18 protein-coding genes are annotated in these 19,240 nt (G+C 70.7%); 9 read left to right on the plus strand and 9 right to left on the minus strand.

Features of this window, described 5'->3' with window-relative positions; translation table 11 throughout:
* Positions 1–116 precede the first annotated feature (116 nt).
* The gene (locus tag V7053_RS05990) at positions 117–1,193 is read left to right on the plus strand and encodes a lactonase family protein (protein ID WP_334171359.1); all 1,077 of its coding nucleotides are present in this window, start codon (positions 117–119) and stop codon (positions 1,191–1,193) included.
* 57 nt (positions 1,194–1,250) lie between these two features.
* A complete protein-coding gene (locus tag V7053_RS05995; RefSeq protein WP_334171360.1) occupies positions 1,251–3,602 on the plus strand; it encodes an HAD-IC family P-type ATPase in 2,352 nt (783 codons plus the stop codon).
* Positions 3,603–3,604: 2 nt separating this feature from the next.
* On the opposite strand, the gene V7053_RS06000 is transcribed toward V7053_RS05995, so the two are convergent.
* On the minus strand, positions 3,605–5,038 hold the full coding sequence (locus V7053_RS06000; RefSeq protein ID WP_334171361.1) for a CoA transferase: 1,434 nt from the start codon (positions 5,036–5,038) through the stop codon (positions 3,605–3,607).
* Positions 5,039–5,148: 110 nt separating this feature from the next.
* Here V7053_RS06000 and V7053_RS06005 point away from each other — a divergent pair, with 110 nt between their 5' ends.
* Positions 5,149–5,724: a COG4315 family predicted lipoprotein gene (locus V7053_RS06005; RefSeq protein WP_334171362.1), complete on the plus strand. Its 576-nt coding sequence runs from the start codon at positions 5,149–5,151 to the stop codon at positions 5,722–5,724.
* A 136-nt stretch (positions 5,725–5,860) separates the two neighbouring features.
* Here V7053_RS06005 and V7053_RS06010 read toward each other — a convergent pair whose 3' ends face one another.
* The 6 genes from V7053_RS06010 to V7053_RS06035 all read right to left on the minus strand — a co-directional run bounded on the left by V7053_RS06010 (position 5,861) and on the right by V7053_RS06035 (position 12,316).
* Complete coding sequence (locus V7053_RS06010) at positions 5,861–6,265, minus strand: VOC family protein (RefSeq protein WP_334171363.1); 405 nt, start codon at positions 6,263–6,265, stop codon at positions 5,861–5,863.
* A gap of 37 nt (positions 6,266–6,302) precedes the next feature.
* Positions 6,303–8,417, minus strand: coding sequence for a phenylacetic acid degradation bifunctional protein PaaZ (gene paaZ / locus V7053_RS06015; RefSeq protein WP_334171364.1), 2,115 nt, complete (start codon positions 8,415–8,417; stop codon positions 6,303–6,305).
* Between the two features lie 179 nt (positions 8,418–8,596).
* Complete coding sequence (locus V7053_RS06020; RefSeq protein ID WP_334171365.1) at positions 8,597–9,346, minus strand: tyrosine-protein phosphatase; 750 nt, start codon at positions 9,344–9,346, stop codon at positions 8,597–8,599.
* Positions 9,347–9,381: 35 nt separating this feature from the next.
* The gene (locus V7053_RS06025) at positions 9,382–10,296 is read right to left on the minus strand and encodes a 3-hydroxyacyl-CoA dehydrogenase family protein (protein ID WP_334171366.1); all 915 of its coding nucleotides are present in this window, start codon (positions 10,294–10,296) and stop codon (positions 9,382–9,384) included.
* Positions 10,293–11,090, minus strand: coding sequence for an enoyl-CoA hydratase/isomerase family protein (locus V7053_RS06030; protein ID WP_334171367.1), 798 nt, complete (start codon positions 11,088–11,090; stop codon positions 10,293–10,295). Before V7053_RS06030 ends, V7053_RS06025 begins: the two co-directional genes overlap by 4 nt.
* A complete protein-coding gene (locus V7053_RS06035) occupies positions 11,090–12,316 on the minus strand; it encodes an acetyl-CoA C-acyltransferase (protein WP_334171368.1) in 1,227 nt (408 codons plus the stop codon). Before V7053_RS06035 ends, V7053_RS06030 begins: the two co-directional genes overlap by 1 nt.
* A 135-nt stretch (positions 12,317–12,451) precedes the next feature.
* On the opposite strand from V7053_RS06035, the gene V7053_RS06040 reads away from it, so the two are divergent.
* On the plus strand, positions 12,452–13,192 hold the full coding sequence (locus V7053_RS06040) for a CPBP family intramembrane glutamic endopeptidase (protein WP_334171369.1): 741 nt from the start codon (positions 12,452–12,454) through the stop codon (positions 13,190–13,192).
* On the opposite strand, the gene V7053_RS06045 is transcribed toward V7053_RS06040, so the two are convergent.
* Positions 13,145–14,755: an ATP-binding cassette domain-containing protein gene (locus V7053_RS06045; RefSeq protein WP_334171370.1), complete on the minus strand. Its 1,611-nt coding sequence runs from the start codon at positions 14,753–14,755 to the stop codon at positions 13,145–13,147. The genes V7053_RS06040 and V7053_RS06045 overlap by 48 nt on opposite strands.
* A gap of 199 nt (positions 14,756–14,954) precedes the next feature.
* Here V7053_RS06045 and V7053_RS06050 point away from each other — a divergent pair, with 199 nt between their 5' ends.
* The 4 genes from V7053_RS06050 (at position 14,955) to V7053_RS06065 (ending at position 18,559) form a co-directional block, all read left to right on the plus strand.
* Complete coding sequence (locus V7053_RS06050) at positions 14,955–15,392, plus strand: VOC family protein (RefSeq protein WP_334171371.1); 438 nt, start codon at positions 14,955–14,957, stop codon at positions 15,390–15,392.
* Between the two features lie 88 nt (positions 15,393–15,480).
* The gene (locus V7053_RS06055) at positions 15,481–16,443 is read left to right on the plus strand and encodes a 1,4-dihydroxy-2-naphthoyl-CoA synthase (protein WP_334171372.1); all 963 of its coding nucleotides are present in this window, start codon (positions 15,481–15,483) and stop codon (positions 16,441–16,443) included.
* A gap of 14 nt (positions 16,444–16,457) precedes the next feature.
* The gene (locus V7053_RS06060; protein WP_334171373.1) at positions 16,458–17,639 is read left to right on the plus strand and encodes an AMP-binding protein; all 1,182 of its coding nucleotides are present in this window, start codon (positions 16,458–16,460) and stop codon (positions 17,637–17,639) included.
* A gap of 41 nt (positions 17,640–17,680) precedes the next feature.
* Entirely contained in the window at positions 17,681–18,559 is an 879-nt protein-coding gene (locus tag V7053_RS06065) for a 1,4-dihydroxy-2-naphthoate polyprenyltransferase (protein WP_334171374.1), read from the plus strand.
* 58 nt (positions 18,560–18,617) lie between these two features.
* On the opposite strand, the gene V7053_RS06070 is transcribed toward V7053_RS06065, so the two are convergent.
* Positions 18,618–18,935, minus strand: a complete 318-nt coding sequence (locus V7053_RS06070) for a DUF4229 domain-containing protein (RefSeq protein WP_334171375.1) — start codon at positions 18,933–18,935, stop codon at positions 18,618–18,620.
* 25 nt (positions 18,936–18,960) lie between these two features.
* Here V7053_RS06070 and V7053_RS06075 point away from each other — a divergent pair, with 25 nt between their 5' ends.
* Complete coding sequence (locus tag V7053_RS06075; protein ID WP_334171376.1) at positions 18,961–19,227, plus strand: PLDc N-terminal domain-containing protein; 267 nt, start codon at positions 18,961–18,963, stop codon at positions 19,225–19,227.
* Positions 19,228–19,240 lie beyond the last annotated feature (13 nt).

Consider the following 19,240-nt stretch of genomic DNA (forward strand, 5'->3'; position numbering starts at 1 on the left):
ACCTCCGCAGGGTCCGCACCCTGCCGAGCTGACGGCGCAACGGCTGGAGGGGCAGTTCAGGAACGCCGTGTGATGGACTACAACCACTGGCGTAATCCCAACGGCAAGGAGTGAGCGTGTCACGGTCCCTCGTCTACATTGCGTGCGCGACGGGTGGCGCCGTCGACGCGTTCGCCCTCGATGCCGAAAGCGGTGCCCTCGAACGGCTGGGCCGGACCGAGGGCCTCTCCCACGCCTCGTCGATGGCGCTGGATACCGAGCGGGGCATGCTCTACGCGGCCTGCAACATCGACCGGCCTTCCCCCGAAGTGCCGCCGCGCGTCGTCGCCCTCTCCCTGGATCCCACGTCCGGGGGCGCCGCGCAGGTGGCCTCGCGGGATCTCCCCGTCACGACGTGCTACGTCTCCCTGGCCCCGGGTCGCGATGAGCTGTTCGGGGCTTCCTACCACGAGGGGCAGCTCATCCGGTTCCCCGTCCCGGGCAACGGCGACGGTTCCGTCCGCACCTACGCCTCGGGGGCCAACACCCATTGCGCGGTCGTGAGCCCCGACGGTCGCTTCGTGTACGCAGCGTCGCTCGGCGACGATCGCCTCAGCTGGTTCCGGCTCGATGGCACGAACCGGGGCGGCGCGGACGACGACGCCATCGCCGCGAGCGGGCACGTCGCCGTCGAGCACGGCTCCGGTCCGCGGCATCTGCGCTTCAACGCCTCGGGTGACCGCGTGTACGTCCTGCACGAACTTTCGGGCGACGTCTCCGTCTTCGAGCGCGACACCGAGACGGGCCACCTCGGCCTCCTGCAGATCGTCTCGGCGGTCGAAGGCCTCGACCTCTCGCGGGGGGCTGTGCGCTCCCCGAGCACGCAGGACCCCGGGCAGAGTGTGATCTGGTGCGCGGACCTGCGGCTCACGCCGGACGGCGGCTTCCTGTTCGCGAGCGAACGATCCACGAGCACCATCGCCGCGTTCCGGGTCGACGGCGGCGGCCTCGTCGAGTTCCTCGGCCACACTCCCACCGAGGCCCAGCCCCGCGGGACCGCCATCGATCCCTCGGGCCGTTTCCTGCTCGTGTGCGGGGAGCGATCCGAACACGTGAGCGTGTACCGGATCGGCGGAGACGGCTCGCTCACCAGCGTGGCACGGGCACGCACCTCGGGCGGCCCACTGTGGATCGAGTGCTGGATGCCCGCCTAGCTTCAGTCCTACCGTTGGCCCATGGGGAATGAGGTGGGGGCCGGGCCTTCTCGTGCAATGTCAGGGCTGAGCGCCGAGGACGTAGCGCAGCGCGTGGCCGAGGGCTTGACGAACGACGTGCCGCCGAGAGCTGGCCGGAGCATCTGGCAGATTGTCCGTGCGAACGTCCTCACCCGCATCAACGCGATCCTCGCAGTGCTTGCGGTCGTCGTCGTCTCGACCGGGGAGCTCCTCGACGCGCTCTTCGCGGGCCTCATCGTCGCGAACAGCCTGGTCGGGATAGTGCAGGAGCTGCGGGCAAGACGCACCCTCGCGCGGCTCGCGATCGTGGGACAGGCCAAGCCGCGCGTACGCCGCTGCGGTCACACCCGTGAGCTCGGGCCGCTCGAGATTGTCCTCGATGACGTGATCGAACTCGGCCCGGGGGACCAGATCGTCGTCGACGGCGTGATCCTGGCCGCCGACGGGCTCGAGGTCGACGAATCGCTGCTCACCGGCGAGTCGGATCCCGTCGTCAAGACCGAGGGAACGACGGTGCTCTCGGGCAGCTTCGTCGCGGCCGGCACGGCTCTCTGCCGCGCTTCGAAGGTCGGCAGGGAGGCCTATGCCGCCCAGCTCGAGGACGAGGCCAGTCGCTTCACGCTCGTGAAATCCGAGCTTCGGAACGGCATCGACACGATCCTGAGGGTGATCACGTGGCTGCTCGTGCCCGCCGGCCTCCTGTCGGTGTACAACCAGCTCACGGGATCCCAAACGCTGCCCGACGCCCTGCGCGGCATGGTGGCGGCACTCGTACCGATGGTGCCCGAGGGCCTCGTCCTCATGACGACCGTAGCGTTCGCCGTCGGCGTCGTCCGGCTCGGAAAGCGGAACTGCCTCGTCAACGAGCTTCCCGCCATCGAAGGGCTCGCGCGCGTCGACCTCGTGTGCGCCGACAAGACCGGGACGCTCACCGAGAACGCGATGGAGGTCGCAGAGGTGCGCTCGTTCCCGCACCTGCACAGCGCCCCGGACGACGCCGCCCGCCGCGCTCTCGGTGCCCTCGCCGCCGCAGACCGCCACCCCAACGCGAGCATGCGGGCCATCGCCAACGCGTACCCCGAGCCGCCGGGCTGGACCATCGAGGAGACGATCCCGTTCTCCTCAGCAAGAAAGTTCTGCGGCGCGCGCTACGCGGAGCACGGGACGTGGCTGCTCGGCGCACCGGACGTCCTTCTCCCCCTCGATGCGCCAGAGCGCGAGGAGGCCGAGCTCCTCGCCTCGCGAGGCCTCCGGGTGCTCCTCCTCGCTCAGGCAGAGCCGGGCATCACACCGGTCGCGCTCGTCGTCCTCAAGCAGGCCATCCGCGCAGATGCCGCCGCAACCCTCGCCTACTTCGACGCCCAGCACGTGGGAGTCAAGATCATCTCCGGCGACAACGCCGCGTCCGTCGGCGCGGTCGCCCGCCGGCTCGGCCTCCCGGGCGCCTGCTCCCCTCTCGACGCCCGGAGCCTCCCGGACGATCCCGCCCGGCTCGCCGACGTCGCCGCCTCGGCATCGGTATTCGGCCGGGTGAGCCCCGCGCAGAAGCGAGGGCTCGTGCACGCGCTCCAAGCGCGGGGACACACCGTCGCGATGACGGGCGACGGCGTCAACGACGTCCTCGCGCTCAAAGACGCAGACATCGGGGTCGCCATGGGCGAGGGAAGCCCGGCGACGCGGGCCGTCGCGCAGATCGTCCTGCTCGACAACAGCTTCTCTACACTCCCCCATGTCGTCGACGAGGGGCGCCGGGTCATCGGGAACATCGAGCGGGTCGCGAACCTCTTCCTCACGAAGACCGTCTATTCGGTGCTGCTCGCGCTCATGGTCGGCGTACCCGGCCTCATCGGCCTCGAGGCCCTCCCCTTCCCCTTCCTCCCCCGGCACGTGACCATCACGGGGTGGTTCACGATCGGTCTCCCCGCCTTCGTGCTCTCACTGGCCCCGAACCGTGATCGGGCGCGTCCCGGCTTCGTTGGCCGCGTTCTGCGCAGGTCGGTCCCGGCCGGAGTCGTGATCGCCCTGGCATCCTTCGCGTGCTATCTCCTGGTCCGCTCTGCGGCCGACGACGGCGGCCCGAGCCACGTGCAGGCCAGCACCTCGGCGCTCATCACACTGATCGCGGTCGCGCTGTGGGTGCTCGCGATCGTCGCGCGCCCGTACGCGTGGTGGAAGGTGGGGCTCGTCGGCGTCATGACGGCCGCCTCGGTCGCGATGTTCGCCATTCCGCTCACGCGCGAGCTGTTCGAGCTCGACCCGAGCAACGCCGGCTACACCACGACGGCACTGGGGTGCGCGGGAGTCGGGATCGCGCTCGTCGAGCTCGCGTGGTGGGTCGATGGCCGGCTGGGGCACACGGGTCGGACGGCCGAAGCTGCCCCGGCGTGAGGCTAGGCCGTGCGCCAGCGGAGGCCTGCCGTGCCGTAGAGCTCTGGCGGGTGCGGGTACTCGAGCTGCTCTCCGCCGACGCGCAGGGGCGGCGGGGTGAAGTCGAGCAGGCCGTACGCGCTCCGGGCCCGCCGGTGGGGAACCTCGAGGGCGGCGCCGGCCGGGGCGTCGTCGTCCTCGGTTGACTCGCTGCGGGAACCCAAGAGCTGGGCGGCCGTCGTCGCGAGGGAGAGGTGGGCCGATCCCGTCACGCCCCGCGCCCCGGCCGCGAGGAGTGCCACCGCCGCGGCCGCCATCCCCATCCCTGTCGCGTGGTCGAGGGCCTGGACCGGCAGAGCGCCGGGGCGCCGCTCGCCGTGATGCCCCGAGCTGTCGTGTGAGGCGCCGTAGATCTGCGCGATCCCGTTCGTCGCCTGGACGATGCTGTCGAAGCCTCGCACATCCGCCCACGGGCCGTCGAGGCCCCACGCGTTGAGCGAGACGACCGCGAGGTGGGGAGCATCCGAGCGCAGCGACACCGGGTCGAGCCCGAAGCGCTCGAGCCCGCTCGACCGGTAGCCGAGGAACACGATGTCCGCTTCGTGGGCGAGCGTGCGGACCTGGGCGAGCTGCTCGGGGATGCGCAGGTCGGCGAGCGCGCTGCGCTTGCCGAAGTCCGTGTCAATGTGCTGGTCGAGCAGCTCAGGCAGCTGCGGCGGATCGATGCGCAGGACGTCGGCGCCGAGTGCGGCCAAGAGTCTCGTCGCGCTGGGGCCTGCGATGACGCGCGTGAAGTCGAGGATGCGCACCCCGGCCAGGGGCTGGCGCGCCGAAGCGAGCGGGAAGGCTTCGGACGCCGGGCGAGGCGCGCCGTCGTCGAGCGTGAAATCGATCCACGGGCGGTTCGCCACAGCCCTGCCCATCGCCGAGGCCGCCCAGTCCTCGGGATTCCGCACCGCCCCGGCGACCCCCCGGGCCGCCTGCACGTCCCGCTCGACCTCGAGGGCGGTCCGTTCACGGAGCGCGGCGTCGAGCCCCTCGGCGGTGGGAAGGCCGAGGGCCGCGAGCAGCCGCTCGGCGTGGTGCGGGTAATTGGCATGGAGCCGTACCCAGCCGTCTCCCGTGGGGTGGAAGCCCGAGAGCGGGGCCCAGACGTCCGGCGGCGCGCCGTCGACGCGCAGGTGTGAGATCGAGCTGAACGAACCGGAGACCAGGGCGGACGACGTCGACGGGGTCCCCAGCGCCAGACCCCGAACACGCGCGAGTTCCTCAAGCGCGGCGATGACGGCGCCCACCGAGCCGAGCGCGAGCCCCTCGACGTCGAGCGGGCCCCGCCACCAGCGCCGCGGGCCCGTCCACCACGCGTCCTGATCGGGCCGCGGGCCCTCCCGCCCGGGCGCGTCGCCGAGGGCGGGCATGAGGAACCGCCGAAGGGTGAGCAGGTCATTCTGGGCCATGGGAAAAGAGTGGCACGCGGGGGTGTCAGGAGTCTTGTGGGGGGTAGCTCACCAGTGGCAGGCAAGCGCCGTTTCGGCGGCGCACGCAACGAAGCATCGGAGGCGTCAGCATGCAGTTCAAGCACCGCTCCCTGGCCCTGGCCGCCGCGTCGTCGGCCATGCTCATCGCCCTGTCCGGCTGCGGAGCCGGCAGCGCGGGCTCCCCGCAGTCCACGCCGCCCATCGCCTCGGCGAGCGGCTACGCGGCGGGCAACCTGGAACCGCAGGCCTCATCGCGGACCACGACGAGCCTCAGGACGGCGACGGTCGACGGCCAGAAGATCATCGTCGACAGCAACGGCGACCCTGTGTACATGTACACGCTGGACAATGCGGGCGAGTCGAAGAGCGTGTGCCTCGGCAGTTGCGCGCTCCTGTGGCCCGCCGTGGAGAGCGGCGACCAAACCCCCCAGGTCCAGGGAATCACCGCCAAGGTGGGCAGCATGCCCGCGGCCGACGGCGGCAAGCAGATCACGCTCAACGGCATGCCGATCTACTACTACGCGAAGGACAACGGCTCGGGATCCGCCACCGGGCAGGGCGTCGCGGGCGTCTGGTACGTGGTCGCACCTGACGGTTCGATGATCTACGGGGGCCAGAGCAGCACGACGAGTTCGCCGAGCCCGACTTCCTCGCTCTCGCGCTGAGCGCCTGGCCGTCTGGGACGCTGTCTGGGACGCCGTCTGGGACTGAGCGGTCAGCCCGGACAGCCGGGGGGCCGGGCACCCAGCCCGGCCCTCCGCCGTCGTCCGCCCCCATGGAGACCCGGGGCGTGCGACGGGTTCACATGTTGTATTCGACCGTCCCGCCCTGATGGAGGCACAGGATGTTCCCATCCGGGTCCACGAACCACGAGGCACGCTCGTCGCCCGCCGCGAAGATATGGTGTTCGTCGGTCTTGAGGTCGGGGAGGTCGTAGTCCTCGAAGTGCACGCCGTGCCCTTCGAGATCCGTCATCGCCGTTTCGATGTCATCGACTTCGAACGTGAGGGCGGTGTGGCCCGTGTGGATCGCTTCGGGATCCACCATGAGGCCAAGCGAGGCGGATCCGTCCAGACCGAAGATCAGCATCCCGGTCGGGTCCTTTCCGCGAACTGGGAGCCCCAGCGCTCCCCCGTAGAAGTCCTTGGCGCGAGCCTCGTCGGCTACCGTCAGGATTGTTGTTGCGGGTCGTGTTGCCAGATTCATGGCACACCTCCACGAGGGTGAACTGACGCCACCCATTCTAGGCTGGCCACTCCTTCGCCACGAGGGTGAGCACGTCGTAGGTCGCGACCACCTCGTCGTTCTGGTTCTCGATCACGGCGTCCCATGCGACCTCGCCGTATTCGTCGGTGACGCGCGGCGTGATCTGCTTGGCCGTGAGCGTGACGCGGATCGAATCGCCAGCGGGAACGGGGGTCAGGAAGCGCAGGTTCTCGAGGCCGTAGTTGGCCAGAACCGGCCCGGGTTCGGGGGAGACGAAGAGCCCTGCGGCCCAGCTCACGAGGAGGTACCCGTGCGCCACGATCCCCGGGAAGAAGGGGTTCGCGGCTGCTGCCTTTTCGTTGGTGTGAGCGTAGAATCTGTCGCCGGTCTCCTCGGCGAAGTGCGCGATGTCCTCGAGCGTCACCTGACGCAACCCGGAGCGGACGGCGTCGCCGATCCGCAGCTCGGCGAGCGACTTGCGGAAGGGGTGCGTCGCCGGATCCGTCGGGTCCGAGAGGCGGCGGTCGGCGCCCTTGTGCCACACGCCCGTCACGGCCGTGAGCATGTTGGGCGAGCCTTGGATCGCCGTGCGCTGCATGTGGTGCTTCACCGAGCGGATCCCGCCGAGTTCCTCGCCTCCGCCCGCCCGGCCGGGACCGCCGTGGACGAGGTGCGGGACGGGCGAGCCGTGACCCGTCGAGGTCCGGGCGTCCTCGCGGTTGAGCACGAGCACTCGGCCGTGATGCGACGCGATGCCGAGCGTGAGCGCGCGGGCGGTTTCCGGATCGTTCGTGCAGACCGTTGCGACGAGCGAGCCGGACCCCAGGGCCGCGAGCTCGATGGCCTCCTCGATGGAGGTGTAGCCGACCACCGAGGAGACCGGCCCGAACGCCTCGGTGCCGTGCAGCGCCGCCGCGCGGACGTCGTTCCAGGTGAGCACCACGGGGGCCATGAAGGCGCCGTCCGGCACGGTCCTCTTGGCGCCGTCGAGCGTGATGACCTCGGGGGCGTCGAGCGAACCCCACGCGATCTGCGCGCCCGCGGCCACGAGCGACTGGACAGCGTCCCGCACGTCCTCAAGCTGGCCGACCGAGGCGAGCGCACCCATCGTCACACCCTCGGCGCGGGGATCCCCGAGGACCACCTTCTGGGTGACGCGCTCGCCGATCGCGGCGACGATCGGTTCAACGAACTCCTTCGGCACGATCGTGCGGCGGATCGCCGTGCACTTCTGGCCCGCCTTGACCGTCATCTCCGTGACGACCGAACGCACGAACGCCTCGAACTCCGGGGTGCCCGGCTCGGCGTCCGGTCCGAGGATGGCCGCGTTGAGCGAGTCCGTCTCGGACGTGAAGCGGACGCCCCCGTGGACCACGTTCGGATGGGACTTGAGCAGGTTGGCCGTCGACGCCGAGCCCGTGAACGAGACCATGTCCCGGTAGTCGAGCTCGTCGAGGAGAGTCCTCGCCGAGCCGGAGATGAGCTGGAGCGAGCCTGCGGGGAGGATGCCGGATTCGATCATGAGGCGAACGACCGCCTCGGTCACGTAGCCGGTGGGCGTCGCGGGCTTCACGATCGTGGGGACGCCGGCGACGAACGCGGGCGCGAACTTCTCGAGCATGCCCCACACGGGGAAGTTGAAGGCGTTGATCTGGACCGCCACGCCCGGGATGCGCGAATAGATGTGCTCGCCCACAAACGAACCGTCGCGGGAGAGGGTCTCGAGGGGCCCGTCGATGATGACCTGGCTGTTCGGGAGCTCGCGCCGGCCCTTGGAACCGAACGTGAAGAGGACTCCGATGCCGCCGTCGACGTCGACCATCGAATCGAGCTTCGTCGCGCCGGTCTTGTAGGAGAGGTCGTAGATCTCGTCGCGGTGGCCGTTCAGGAACTGGGCGAGCTCCTTGAGCTTGAGCGCCCGCTCGTGGATGGTGAGCGCGCCGAGGGCCGCCTGGCCGACGCTGCGCCCGTGGCGGACGACGGCGGCAAGGTCGAGCCCTTCGGTGCTCACCGCGGCGAGCAGTTCGCCCGTGCTCGCATCGCGGACTTCGGCGGCCTTGCCTGCCGCGCCGGTCTCAGGTGTCCACCAGGCGTCGAGGACGTAACTCGGGACGATCGTGGTCTGGACGGATTCTGCCGCGGCAGTGGTCATCGTCGACGTTCCTTCCGATGGGGTCTCCGGGGCCGGCCGGCCCCTGCGTGCAGGAGCACCAATTACTGACCGGCCGTTCGGTAATGGCTCTAGGATACACAACCAGTACGGAGTCCGCGAGATGGATCCGACGCCGTACCCCGCCGTTCGACAAATGCCTGCCGGGTTCGGCAATCGGACTAGGAGGCGAGCTTCTGGCGCACCCGTGCGAGCTCCTCGCGCGTGAGCCCGTGCTCCAAGAGGTACTCCTCGGCGTCGATCCCTGCCCCGAACTCGGCAAGCGCCGCCTGCCGCTCAGCGAGGATCGGCTCGAGCTCCTCGGCCTCCTGGTAGCGCTCGTACGGGTGCTTGAAAGGGCTGATCCGGTGCCATTCGTTGATGCTCCGGACACTCGCCTCGTACTGCGCGGCGGCCGCCTCCTGGGCGACGGCAGGGTCCGCGAGCTGGAGCAGAAGGGTCACGATGATCCCCGTGCGGTCACGGCCCGCGGAGCAATGGACGACGACGCCGCCCGGCGCCTCCGCGATGGCCCGGAACACGGCGGCGATCCGCTCGGGAAAGAGCCGGACGACCCCCGCGTAGCCGTTCGGGTGGTTGAGGTAAGGCGGGACCTGACGGGCGAACAGGTCCGCGAGCTCGGGGTGCTCCGGGTCCTCGGTGGGAGCGTTCACGACCTCGATGCCCGCCATGGCTTCTGGCGGCACCTCGGGGTCGCTCGCTCTCCGCCGCCGCTCGCCCGGGTTCCGCAAGTCGATCACGGTCCGGACGCCGTCGTCGTACATCTGCCGCCAGCCCCGCTCGGTGAGCCACTCGCTGCGGCCCATCCGATAGACCGAGCCCAGCACCCGCCGGGCATTCACGGCCCCCTCCCACTGGACGGCGCCGCCTTCGTGGGGGACGTCCCTTCTCTGGCCAGCCCGCTCAGTCATGTGCAGACCCTACCGTTGCGATGCGGCGGATGAGGTCAGGTCCAGTCGTAGAAGCCCTTTCCGGTCTTGCGGCCGAGTTCGCCGTTGGCGACCTTCTCGCGCAGGATCCGGGGCGGGGCGAAGCGCTCGCCGAGGGTCTGGTGGAGGTATTCGGCGATGCCCAGGCGCACGTCCAGGCCGACGATGTCGGTGGTCTTCAGCGGCCCGGTCGGGTGCCTGTAGCCCAGGACCATGGCGTTGTCGATGTCCTCCGCGCTCGCGACGCCCTCTTCGAGCATGCGCATGGCCTCCAGCGCGATCGCGACCCCAAGGCGGGAGGACGCGAACCCGGGGGCGTCCTTGACGACGACGGCGGTCTTGCCGAGCGCCTCGACCCAGCCGCGGGCCGCGGCGAGGGTCTCCTCGGAGGTGTCCTGGGCGACGACGACCTCGATGAGGGCCGAGGCCGGGACCGGGTTGAAGAAGTGCAGGCCGAGGAACCGCGCCGGCCGCTCGAGCGAGGCCGCGAGGCCGGTCACGGAGAGGGAGGAGGTGTTCGTGGCCAGGTACGCGTGCGGTGAGATCTCGCGTTCGACGGCGGCCAGGGCTGTGGCCTTGAGGCCCGGGTCCTCGGGGACGGCCTCGACGACGAGGTCGCAGAGGGCGAAGTCGGCGTAGTCCACCGAGGTCGCGAAGTCCGCCAGGAGGGCCTCGGCGCCCGCACTCACGGCGCCGCGCTCCACCGAGGCCGCGACAGAGGAGGCGACCCGCTCCCGCGCGCCCCGGGCGGCGTCCTCGTCGCGTTCGACGACGAGGACCCTGGCGCCCTTGACGAGGAATGCGTGCGCGATCCCGGCCCCCATCCTCCCCCCGCCGAGGACCCCGACCGTGGCCGGGAGGCCCGCTGCCAGCGGCACGGCCGGGGCGGTTTTCTCGCCGAGGGCTTCGTTGAGCGCGTCTCCGATGTTCATGGCTGCTTCTTCCCGTTCTTGTTCTTCTTCTCGAGGAATGCCTGCATGCGCTCGAACTTGGCCTGGGACTCGAACAGGATCCCCTGGGCCAGGGTGTCGATCACGGGGTGGGCCCCGCGCGGGGCGTGGAAGACGGCCTTGGAGATCCGCACCGCGAGCGGGTCCTGCGCCGCGATCCGGTCTGCGAGGGCGTCGGCGGCCGCCAGCAGCTCCCCCGGCTCGACGAGCTCGGTGACGAGGCCGGCCTCGAGGCACTCCTGCGCGGTCAGGACCCGTCCGGCGAGGAGGACCTCCTTCGCGATCGCCTCCCCCACGAGCTCGCGCAGGCGCCAGGTCGCCCCGGCCGCGGCCATGATCCCCAGTCCCGTCTCGGGGTTCCCCATCCGCAGGGCCGGGGTCCCGATCCGGAAGTCCGCCGCGTAGGCCAGCTCTGCGCCCCCGCCGAGCGCGTAGCCGTCGAGGGCGGCGATGACCGGCATGGGGAGCTTGGCGATCCGGTCGAAGACGGTCGAGTTGATCCCCGCCAGGGCGTCGTCACGACTGCGCTCGCGCAGCTGGGCGATGTCCGCCCCCGAGGCGAAGACCCCCTTCGCGCCCGTCGCCGGGTCCGCTGGGGTGCCCGAGAGGATCATGACCTTCGGATCCGCCTCCAGGTGAGCGCACACCGCGTGCAGCTCGTCGACCATCGCCTGATCGATCGCGTTGCGCACCTCGGGGCGGTGCAGCCGCACGTGAAGGCGGTCCTCGCGCTCCTCGAGGCGCAGGGCCGCGAACCCGGCGGCGTCCAGGCCCATCACACCCCCTCCACGACCAGAGCGGTGCCCTGCCCGACCCCAACACACATCGTGGCCAGCCCCAGTTTCCGGCCGGCCCCGGAGAGCTCGCGCTCCATCCGGCCCAGCAGGGTCACCACCAGCCGGGACCCGGAGGAGCCCAGCGGGTGGCCCAGGGCGATCGCGCCGCCATCGGCGTTGACGATCTCCTCCTCGAGCTTCAGCTCCCGCATCACCGCCAGAGACTGCGACGCGAAGGCCTCGTTCAGCTCCACCGCGCCCAGATCCCCCACCGACAGGCCGGTCCGCTCGAGGACCTTCCGGGTCGCCGGCACCGGACCCATGCCCATGATCTCCGGCGCCACCCCGGCCGAGGCCCCCTCCAGGATCCGCGCGCGCGGCGCCAGCCCGTACCGCTCCACCGCCGCCTCGGAGGCCACCACGATCGCCGACGCCCCGTCGTTCAGGCTCGACGCGTTCCCCGCCGTGACCACCGACCCGCCCGCCACGACCGGGCGCAGCGTCGCGAGGACCTCCATCGTCGTCCCCGGCCGCGGGCCCTCGTCCGTGTCCACCACCGTCTGCGCGCCCTTGCGCCCGGTGACCGCCACCGGCACGATCTCGTCCTCGAACCGGCCCGCCGCGATCGCCGCCAGGGCCCGCTCGTGCGAACGCACCGCGAACGCGTCGCAGTCCTCGCGCGAGGTCCCGAACGCCCGCGCGACCTCCTCCGCCGTCTCCGGCATCGAGAACGTCGCCTTCCCGCCCCGGGACAGCTCACCGGAGAGGAACGTCGGGTTCGTGAAACGCCACCCGATCGAGGTGTCGAACACCGCCCCCGGCTTCGCGAAGGCCTTCTCCGGCTTCTCCATCACCCACGGCGCCCGCGACATCGACTCCACGCCGCCCGCGACCACCAGATCCGCCGCGCCGGCCTTGACCATGTGCGAGGCCATGATGACCGCCGACAGGCCCGAGGCGCACAGCCGGTTCACCGTGATGCCCGGAACGCTGTCGGGGTAGCCGGCCAGCAGCCACGCCATCCGCGCCACGTTCCGGTTCTCCTCCCCCGCCCCGTTCGCGTTGCCCAGGATCACCTCATCCACCGCACCCGGGTCGATCCCGGCACGCTCCACGGCCGCCTTCACCGTCAGCGCCGCCAGATCATCCGGGCGCACCGACGAAAGCGAACCGCCATACCGGCCCACCGGAGTCCGCGCGCCGCCGATCAGAAAGGCCTCAGCCATAAGCACATCCTTGAACTAAATTACCGACCGTTCGTTCTATAAAGATTACCCGGGACGCCCACCTGGTCAACCCGTGACGCCGGAACGCTCTCGGCCGCCCGCTCGTTCCACCGGCAAATGCGCACTGTACATTCGATGCCTCCTGCACGACGTCGGCCGGGAGACCCGGCCCCGGCCCGGCGCTTCGGGCGCTTCACGGGAACCGACGCCCTCGCCGTCGTCCTCTACGCCTTCCTCCCGCTGGCCGCGGCCTTCCTGCCGCTCGAGGACGTGGCCTGGCTCCGGGCGAACCCGGTGATCGGCTCCTACCTCCTCAACCTCGGGGTGTACGGAGTCGTATTCATCGTCGCCGTCATCGCCGCTCACGCCTACGTCTCGCGCGATGTGCGGATCCTCGCCTCCCGCCCTTGGTTCACCATCGGCATCCTGCCGCTCATGCTCGTCGCCATGCTCGTGGTGACGGCGATCGTGGTGACTCTTGCGGGCGGCGCGCAGATCTCGCAGAACCAGGAGAGCGTCCAGACTGTCGTGGAAGGCGTGCCCTGGTGGTTCACGGTGCCGCTGCTGGTGATCCTCGGCCCGTTCGTCGAGGAGTTCATCTTCCGGCACCTCATGATCGGCAAGCTGAGCCTCTACCTGAACCGGTGGGTGTGCTACGTCCTGTCGACCGTCCTCTTCGCGTCGCTGCACGTCCTCAGCAGCGACGCCTTCACCCTCCAGACGCTCGCCCCGTACCTCGGGCTGGGGGCCGTTCTCGTGTTCGCCTACGCGTGGACCGGCAACAACCTCGCGTTCAGCATCTCCCTCCACGCCCTCAAGAACCTGCTCTCAGTGGTGCTGCTGTACACGCTGAACCTCTCCTCGCTCCAGTCGTAGCTCGCGGCCGCCCGTCCCCGCGAACCACCTGAGGAGCGCTGCGTCGTGGCTCGTGACCACGAGCGTCCCGCGGTACCGATCGAGCGCCTCTTCAAGCTCCCCCACGAGAAGCGGCGCGAGGTGATTGCTCGGCTCGTCGAGCAGGAGCAGCTCCGGTTGGAGGGAGAGCAGACGGGCGAGAGCCAGGCGGCGGTACTGGCCTGCAGAGAGCGACCCGACCGGCACGAAGAAGTCCTCGACCCGGAAGAGTCCCAGGTGCAGGAGCGCCTCGGCGTTCTCGTCGAGGTCTCCGGGGAGGCCGGCCGCGAAGGCTGCAAGCAGGCGGGCGTGCGGGTCGGCGGGCTGGGCGAGTTCCTGTGGAAGGAGTCCGACGACGGCGCCCCGGGGCGCGTCGTCGTCCGCCCCCGCCGCGAGCCGCACCTCCATGGCGCCCTCGAACCGTTGGCGTCCCGCGAGGATGCGGAGCAGCGTGGTCTTCCCTGAGCCGTTGGGGCCCGTCACGGCAAGCCGACCGCCAGAGGGTACGGCGACGTCGACGGCGCGGAGCCGACCCGGCACGGAGACGCCGCGCAGCGCGAGGGACGCACCGCGGTCCACGGAGAACGCGGCCGCGAGATGCAGGGGCCGGGGCGGCGGCATGACCGGCTCGGCCTCGAGCCGCCGCAACCGCTCGCGCGCCGAACGGACTTGGCTCTCAACGGCCGCGCTCACGCGCTGCCCGAAGTAGTTGAACCCAGATTTGTCCTTGTCCGTCATCCGCCCGTAGGCGACGCGGCCCAGGACAGAAACCGCTTTCGCGTGTTCGCGCTCCTTCGCCGCGACCCATCGTGCATAATCGAGCTCCCACGCGCGGCGCTCGCGAAGCTTCTCGGCCCGGTACCCCGCGTAGCCCTCGCCGTAGCGGCGCACGGCTCGGCGATCGGCGTCCACCTCGAGGATGGTCCGCGCGAACCGTGCGAGGAACTCGCGGTCATGCGAGACCGCAACCACGATTCCCGGGCGCCCCGCCAGCTCGGCCTCGAGCCACGCCACTGCGTCGGCGTCGAGGTGGTTCGTCGGCTCGTCCAGGAGCAGGATCGGCGCGGTGTCGGCGAGCGCGACCGCGAGCGCGGCACGCTCGGCCTCGCCGCCCGAGAGGCCCGCCAGCGTCCGATCTGAGGCCCCGCGCGCGAGGTGCCCCACGCCGAGCCGCTCGAACGCGGTCCGGGCCCGCACTCCTGCGGCCGCCCCGCCGTCGTCCTCGTCTCCGGAGGCCTCGGCCCGGGCGAGCAGTTCGCCGACGGTCGTGGCGCCATCCGGGGTCTGCGGGAGCCGCGACACCCGCCCGTGGACGGCGACGACGCCCGCGTCGGGGCGCTCTTCGCCCGCGAGGAGCCGCAGGAGCGTCGACTTGCCAGCTCCGTTCTCGCCGACGACGGCGATTCGCTCGCCGTCCGCGATGACGAGGCTGACGCCGTCGAGCAGGAGACGGTCGCCGTAGCCGTGGGACACGCCGGACACGGTGAGGTGGACGGCGCCGGAACGGGTGGGGCTGCCGGAACGGGTAGGGCTGCCGGAAGGCATCGGGCCGGAAGGAAGGGAACCGGAAGAAGGTCGCATGAGGCCTCGCTTCGTGCAGATCGCGGGCACGCGTGTGCCCAGAACTTCGTGACAGGGAAGGGAAGCGATCAGCGGACCATGGGTTCAAGGGTGGGGGGCCCACCCCGCACTGTCAAGCGCCACTCCCCTTCCCCAGACCGGACGCGGAGCCTAGCTTTGAGCCATGGCATACGGGATCCAAATGGTCGTGGACGCGCGCGACGCGCACGCACAGGCGGAATGGTGGGCCCAGACGCTCGGCTGGGCAGTCGAACCGAGCAACGAAGACTTCATCCGCCGCATGATCGCGGAGGGCTACGCGTCGGAGGACGAGACGACGATCCGGAACGGGGTCCTCGTGTGGGTGAGCGCCCAGGCGATCGCGCCGGAGGAGGAACTCGGCCGCCGCGATCGCCGTCGGATCCTCTTCCAGACCGTCCCCGAGGGAAAGACCGGCAAGAACCGGGTGCATTGGGACGTCCGGCTAGACGGCGACGACAAGGACGCAGTGCGGGCGAGCCTCGAGGCGCGCGGCGCGACGTTCCTGTGGGAGGCCGCAGAGGGGCCGCACTCGTGGTACACGATGGCAGATCCCGAGGGGAACGAGTTCTGCATCTCGTAGGGCGCCGCTCGCCGTTCGCACCCGTTGCCGCTGGCTTGCGCACCCGAAACGAACGGGCGCCCCAGAGCGCGCGACTAGACTTTCACGCGTGACTGCCTCCGCCGCGCCTGCCCTGCCTGAGCGAGTCTCCGACATCTTCGACCCCACGCGCTGGCGCGTCGTCGAGGGCTTCGACTTCGAGGACCTCACCTACCACCGCCAGGTCGAGCGCGACCCGGACGGCGCAATAATCCGGGACCTCCCCACGGTCCGCATCGCGTTCAACCGTCCCGAGGTCCGCAACGCCTTCCGCCCGGGGACGGTCGACGAGCTCTACCGCGCGATGGACCACGCCCGCATGACGCCCGACGTCGCAACCGTGCTCCTCACGGGCAATGGGCCCTCCCCCAAGGACGGCGGCCACGCGTTCTGCTCGGGAGGCGACCAGCGTATCCGGGGGCGCGAGGGGTACAAGTACGCCGCCGGGGACACGGCCGAGACCATCGATCCGGCCCGCGCGGGGCGGCTCCACATCCTCGAGGTGCAGCGGCTCATGCGCACGATGCCCAAGGTGGTCATTGCCGTGGTCAACGGATGGGCGGCTGGCGGCGGCCACTCCCTGCACGTCGTCGCGGACCTCACGATCGCCTCCAGGGAGCACGGCAGGTTCAAGCAGACGGACGCGACTGTCGGCTCGTTCGACGCCGGCTACGGCTCCGCGCTCCTCGCCCGGCAGATCGGGCAGAAGCGTGCTCGGGAGATCTTCTTCCTGGCCCGCGAGTACTCGGCCGAGGACATGGTCGCGATGGGCGCGGTCAACGAGGCGGTCGAGCACTCACGCCTCGAGGAGGTCGCCCTCGAGTACGCGGCGGACATTGCCCGCCAGTCCCCGCAGGCGGTCCGGATGCTCAAATTCGCGTTCAATCTCGCCGACGACGGCCTCGCCGGGCAGCAGGTCTTCGCGGGCGAGGCGACTCGGCTCGCGTACATGACGGACGAGGCGGTCGAGGGCCGCGACGCATTCCTGCAGAAGCGCGACCCCGACTGGTCCGCCTTCCCCTACTACTTCTGATCGGGGAGGAAGCCATGAGCCTGGACCCCGTCCTCAAGGCGCTTGCCGCCGCACTCGCGTGGGAGGGCCCTGCCGTCGAGTTCGGCCCCAGCGGGGGCCGCTCGCCGGCCTGGCGCACGTGGCGGCCCACGGCGGCGGCGGAGTCACTGCCCAAGGGGACGGCCGTCGTCGTCCGCACCTCGGGGTCCACGGGGACCCCGAAGGCGACGGCGTTGACCGTCGACGCGCTCGCGGCGTCCTCCATGAGCACGGCGTTCGCGCTGCACGGCGAGGGGCAGTGGCTGCTCGCGCTGCCCCTCGAGTACGTCGCGGGGGTGCAAGTCCTCGTGCGCTCGCTCTTCGCTGGAACCCGGCCCATCGAGATGGACCTCTCCGACGGATTCACGCCCGACGCCTTCGAAGCGGCCGCCGCGGAGCTCACCGACCCGATCCGCTTCACGTCCCTCGTGCCGACCCAGCTGCGGCGCCTCCTCGAGGACCCGTCGCCGCGGCTCGCCCAGCTGCTCCGCCGCTTCAACGCGGTCCTGATCGGCGGGGCGCCCGTCCCGCCGGGACTGCTCGAGCGCGCGAGCGAGGCTGGCATCAGGGTCGTGACGACTTACGGTTCGGCGGAGACGTGCGGGGGGTGCGTCTACAACGGCTTCCCCCTCGAGGGTGTCTCGGTCCGGATTGTGGAGGACGGCCGCATCCGCCTCGGCGGACCCGTCGTGGCAGCGGGATACGTGGGCGATCCGGAGCTCACCGCCGCGCATTTCGTCGAAGAGGACGGCGAGCGCTGGTTCGTCACGTCGGATCTCGGCGAGCTCACCGGGGACGGGCAGCTCCGCGTCCTCGGGAGAGTGGACGACGTCGTCATCACCGGCGGCGTCAAGGCATCGGCCGCGCGCGTGGCAGCCGAGCTCGAGGCGGTCGACGGCGTGCGGGAGGCTTTCGTCGCCGGCGTCCGCGACGCTGAGTGGGGGCAAGCCCTTGCCGCTGCCATCGTCCTCGAGGGGACAGACGACGCCGCGACGCCAACGGCGCGCGACCTCACGCTGGGGCTCGTGCGGGCCGCCGCCGTCGAACGCTTGGGACGGCTCGCACCGAAGACCTGGCTCGTGCTCGACGAGCTGCCGCTCCTGCCGAACGGCAAGCCGGACCGGCAGGCGCTCGCGCCGGGCCCGGGCCCCGCGCACCTCGCCCCGCCACCCGCTTGACCCCCCTCGCCCCATCACATCGACCACCCTCAGGAACACTCGTGGCAACTACCGCCCAGTGGGTCCAGGGCGCCCGCCCGCGGACCCTTCCCATGGCCATCGCGCCGGTGATCGTCGGCAGCGCCGCTGCCTACGGCCTCGGCTCGTTCAGGCCGCTCAACGCGCTCCTCGCCGCTCTCGTCTCCGTCATGCTCCAAGTCGGCGTGAACTACGCAAACGACTACTCCGACGGGATTCGCGGAACCGACGACAACCGGGTGGGCCCGTTCCGGCTCGTAGGCAGCGGCGCGGCCGCACCGGGGGCGGTCAAGCGTGCTGCGTTCCTCTCCTTCGGCACGGCGGCCCTGTTCGGGCTTGGGCTGGTCGCGCTCTCGGGGACGTGGTGGCTCATCATCCTCGGGGCGCTCTCGGTGCTCGCGGCGTGGGGCTACACGGGCGGGAAGCGGCCGTACGGCTACCTCGGGCTCGGCGACCTGTTCGTGTTCGTGTTCTTCGGCCTGGTCGCGACGCTCGGCACAACGTACACCCAAGCGCTCACGCTCAGCGGGCCCGCGTGGGCGGGGGCCGTCGCGACCGGCCTCATCGCGGATGCACTGCTCATGGCCAATAACGTCCGGGACATCCCCACCGACCGCATCGCCGGGAAGCGGACTCTCGCCGTCAGGCTGGGCGACGTCGCCGCTCGACGCTCGTACCCGGCCATGCTCGGCCTCGCTATCCTCGCCGCCCTGCTGCTCACTCCGACGAACCCGTGGATGCTGCTCGTCCTGGTGCTCGTCCCAGCGGCCCTGGTGCCGTCGAGGACGATGCTCTCAGGGACCGCTGGGCCGGGCCTGATTCCCGTTCTCCAGCAGACCGGCTTCATCAACCTGGGGTTCAGCGTGCTGTTCGGGGTTGCCGAGGTCCTGGGGCGCGCGTAGGGCGGGCGCGCGTAGGGCGGGCTCGCGCCCGGCCTGGTTCGCGTCCGGGACGCGGCGATCAGGCGTCCTTGTCGGAGTCCGGGGCGTGGAACTCGGGATACTCTTCCTCCACGCGCTGCGCCTCGTCGATCGCATCCTCGGCTTCCGCGTCCTCGTCCTCTTGGGAAACACGGACCTTCTTGCGGCCACCGAAGACATCGCTGACATCAGTGGCGGCCGCGTTCCTCTGCTGGCGAAGGAAGAGGAAGCTCACCGCGAACGCGATGATGCACGCGTAGACGGCCGAGAGCACCCCACCGATCCCGAGCAGCAGGAAGACGACGAACGGGACCACGAAGAGGGCTGCGCGGACTAGGGAGTACTTCAGGAATGCCACTGGTCAAGTTTACTAAAATGGAGGCATGGCCCGCCTTCTGCCCGTCATCGCCATTCTGGCCGCGTGGCTCTATGCCATGGTGGACTGCGCGCTGGCGGACCGCGCGGCCGTTCGCGGAGGTCTGCCGAAGACGGCATGGTTCCTGGTCACCGTGCTGCCCGCCATCGGAACCGCCCTGTGGCTCATCTTCGGCCGCCCGCGGCGTTCGTCACCACCGAGGAGTGGCGGAACCGGAGGGGGCCGCCGCCCGATGGCTCCGGACGACGACCCCGACTTCCTTCGCGGCCTCTGAATCGAAGCCCCCG

Source organism: Sinomonas sp. (assembly GCF_036848755.1).
Classification (GTDB): Bacteria; Actinomycetota; Actinomycetes; order Actinomycetales; family Micrococcaceae; genus Sinomonas.

Excerpts from the sequence above, each read along its gene's own strand:
- V7053_RS06050 (WP_334171371.1), top strand. The coding sequence starts at position 14,955 with ATGGCATACGGGATCCAAATGGTCGTGGACGCGCGCGACGCGCACGCA.
- V7053_RS06045 (WP_334171370.1), bottom strand. The coding sequence starts at position 14,755 with ATGCCTTCCGGCAGCCCTACCCGTTCCGGCAGCCCCACCCGTTCCGGC.
- V7053_RS05995 (WP_334171360.1), top strand. The coding sequence starts at position 1,251 with ATGTCAGGGCTGAGCGCCGAGGACGTAGCGCAGCGCGTGGCCGAGGGC.
- V7053_RS06005 (WP_334171362.1), top strand. The coding sequence starts at position 5,149 with ATGCAGTTCAAGCACCGCTCCCTGGCCCTGGCCGCCGCGTCGTCGGCC.
- V7053_RS06035 (WP_334171368.1), bottom strand. The coding sequence starts at position 12,316 with ATGGCTGAGGCCTTTCTGATCGGCGGCGCGCGGACTCCGGTGGGCCGG.
- V7053_RS06030 (WP_334171367.1), bottom strand. The coding sequence starts at position 11,090 with ATGGGCCTGGACGCCGCCGGGTTCGCGGCCCTGCGCCTCGAGGAGCGC.
- V7053_RS06025 (WP_334171366.1), bottom strand. The coding sequence starts at position 10,296 with ATGAACATCGGAGACGCGCTCAACGAAGCCCTCGGCGAGAAAACCGCC.
- V7053_RS06075 (WP_334171376.1), top strand. The coding sequence starts at position 18,961 with ATGGCCCGCCTTCTGCCCGTCATCGCCATTCTGGCCGCGTGGCTCTAT.
- paaZ (WP_334171364.1), bottom strand. The coding sequence starts at position 8,417 with ATGACCACTGCCGCGGCAGAATCCGTCCAGACCACGATCGTCCCGAGT.
- V7053_RS06040 (WP_334171369.1), top strand. The coding sequence starts at position 12,452 with ATGCCTCCTGCACGACGTCGGCCGGGAGACCCGGCCCCGGCCCGGCGC.
- V7053_RS06020 (WP_334171365.1), bottom strand. The coding sequence starts at position 9,346 with ATGACTGAGCGGGCTGGCCAGAGAAGGGACGTCCCCCACGAAGGCGGC.
- V7053_RS06060 (WP_334171373.1), top strand. The coding sequence starts at position 16,458 with ATGAGCCTGGACCCCGTCCTCAAGGCGCTTGCCGCCGCACTCGCGTGG.
- V7053_RS06000 (WP_334171361.1), bottom strand. The coding sequence starts at position 5,038 with ATGGCCCAGAATGACCTGCTCACCCTTCGGCGGTTCCTCATGCCCGCC.
- V7053_RS06010 (WP_334171363.1), bottom strand. The coding sequence starts at position 6,265 with ATGAATCTGGCAACACGACCCGCAACAACAATCCTGACGGTAGCCGAC.